We start from the raw sequence: 2,364 nt of genomic DNA, 5'->3' as shown, positions 1-2,364 counted from the left end.
GAACAACACCCATAACTCGTCTGGCACCAACCGCTCAACCAGATCCGCCATGCACGGTTCAACGAATGATCAGGCCATAAGAAACGGTGTCTAAGGCGCTCGCGCAGAGGCTCCGCCATGCGCCGCCTGGCCGCCGACCTCGCCGCCGCGGTACGTGCCGTCCAGCAGCGCGGCCCTCGCCGCCAGGTGCCCGCCCGCCTCACCGGGGCAGGCTCAGCGAGGCCAGCACGGCCGGCCGGGCATGCTCCCACGCCTCACCGCCAACAGCTTCGCCCGCGGGTCGCCCCACTTGGAGGAGTTCTTCGCGAACACCTGCTTATTCCGCAGCATCCGGTGCAACGGTGCTGTCACGTTGTTGGGTGCGTGGGTTTTGACGGTGCATTGGACGTGGTGGAGCCCGGTTCGGGGCCTGTGCTCAGGCCGTGGTGGGCTGGCCGGTGACGCCGGTGATCTGCTCCCAGATGGTGAAACGGAGGGTCATTTCGGCCCGGTAGTCGGGTGCGGCCATCAAATGGCGGTGAGGTCGGAAGTGAGGTGAGTCCCGCTGAACGCGGACAGGAACCGCTGGGCTGCGCCGGTGCCGCGGAAGCCCTTCATCGCCCGTTCACGCTGCCGGGTCGGCTGGTGGCTGTTCTCCGCCCTGTTGTTCAGGCCCTTGTGGGAGCGGTGCTCGACGCAGGGCATGACCTCGTGGTGGGCCGCGCCGTAGGAGCGGAGCCTGTCGGTGACGACCGCCCGCGGCACCGCACCGTGTTCGTCAGCAGGCGGCGGAAGAAGCGCTTGGCCGCGGCGGTGTCCCGCCGGTTCTGTACGAGGATGTCGAGCACCATCCCGTCCTGGTCGACGGCCCGCCACAAGAGAGTGAAGCCCTGTCAGGGCCGGTGCGGCTCCCGACTCCTGAGTGGCGGCTGTTCCCACTGCGGCTCCTACTGGTCCAGTCCGCGACGCAGTGACGTCACGGTCCCTGGGTTCCTGGACTGAATCAGGCCCCTTCGGCTACGCTCTGCAACGCTGCAAACGTGTTAACCGAGAAGTTGCCGCACTGCAGGAGGTGACTCGCAGGAAACTTTCAGCACTGAAAACGACATCCGGGACGAAGGTTGCATATGGCAAAGGCCGTCACACTCCGCGACGTCGCGGCGCTCGCCGGCGTCTCCAGCCGGACCGTGTCCAACGTGGTCAACGGCTACGCACCGGTCTCCGAGGCCATGCGCGCCCGGGTGCAGAAGGCGGTCGACGAGCTCGGCTACCAGCCGAACATCCTGGCCCGTAACCTCGCCTCCGGCCGGTCGGGTCAGATCGCGGTGGTTGTGCCGTACCTGGACACGCCGTACTTCGCCGAGCTGCTGCAGGGCATCATTCGCGCGGCCCGGGTGCAGGGCTACAACGTCCTGATCGACCAGACCGACGGCGACGCGGAGCACGAGAAGCTGTTCCTCAGCCGTGGCTCCCAGCAGCTGCTGTTCGACGGCGTCATCTTCAGCCCGCTGGGGCTGGCCCAGTCCGACCTGGGCGAGCGCGACGCGAACCTTCCGTTGGTCGTGCTCGGAGAGCGAGTGAGCGACGGCAGCTTCGACCACATCGGCATCGACGACGTCACCGCCTCCCGGGAGGCCACCGAGCATCTGCTCGGCCTCGGTCGGCGCCGCGTCGCCGCAATCGGTGACCAGCCCTACCGCACCGGTGAGGCGGCCCAACTGCGCACCCAGGGCTATCGGTTGGCCCACGAGCGGGCCGGCATACCCGTCCGCGAGGAACTCGTCATCTCCACCCCGCGCTTCAACCGCTCCGACGGCGCCACCGCCATGGCCCACCTGCTCGACCTGGAGGAACCGCCCGACGCGGTCTTCTGCTACAGCGACCTGGTGGCCCTGGGCGCCCTGCATACGCTGGCCTCCCACGGACTGCGCGTCCCCGAGGACGTCGCCGTCGTCGGCTACGACGACATCGAGGACGCCCGCTACTCGAACCCGCCCGTCACGACGGTCTCGCCGGACAAGAAGATGATCGCCGAGACGGCGGTGGAGCGACTGCTCAAGCGGATCGGCAGCTCAACCCCCGTCCCCGGCAGGGAGATCCGTGCCCCGCACCGGCTCATCCCGCGGGCGAGCACCATGGGGCGGCAGGCTACGGGCGCGGCTGACGGAGCGTGAGTGTCGGGAGCCGCCGCAGGTGTCGCCGACGACGGCCAGGCCGGGCAGCTCGGCGGCGATGGCGCAGGCTCACCGACGGCCTCAGAGGACGTTCGCGTCATCTACGTGTCGGTTGGGCTAGGGCGCGTCTCTAGTTGGGATCATCAGGTTTGCAGAAGGCTGCCGATCCAGATGGTGGCTGCGCGGAGATGAAGTCCGGCCAGGTAGCTCT

General features: G+C 68.3%; 1 protein-coding gene and 2 pseudogenes. 1 reads left to right on the top strand and 2 read right to left on the bottom strand.

From position 1 onward, the window contains the following. Positions 1-126: 126 nt before the first annotated feature. Positions 127-351, bottom strand: a pseudogene (locus ACZ52C_RS41980) (hypothetical protein); the annotation flags it as partial. Between the two features lie 192 nt (positions 352-543). Then, a pseudogene (locus tag ACZ52C_RS41975) lies at positions 544-857 on the bottom strand (IS6 family transposase); the annotation flags it as partial. A 249-nt stretch (positions 858-1,106) separates the two neighbouring features. On the opposite strand from ACZ52C_RS41975, the gene ACZ52C_RS41970 reads away from it, so the two are divergent. Continuing rightward, on the top strand, positions 1,107-2,153 hold the full coding sequence (locus tag ACZ52C_RS41970) for a LacI family DNA-binding transcriptional regulator (RefSeq protein ID WP_469079791.1): 1,047 nt from the start codon (positions 1,107-1,109) through the stop codon (positions 2,151-2,153). The last annotated feature ends 211 nt before the right edge of the window (positions 2,154-2,364 follow it).

This window comes from Streptomyces sp. NPDC034049, from assembly GCF_055575575.1.
The sequence above is the reverse complement of the archived record's forward strand: the minus strand, read 5'-3'. Positions and strand labels throughout refer to the sequence as shown.

Coding starts and splice junctions, on each gene's coding strand:
- ACZ52C_RS41970 (WP_469079791.1), top strand. CDS start 1,107: ATGGCAAAGGCCGTCACACTCCGCGACGTCGCGGCGCTCGCCGGCGTC.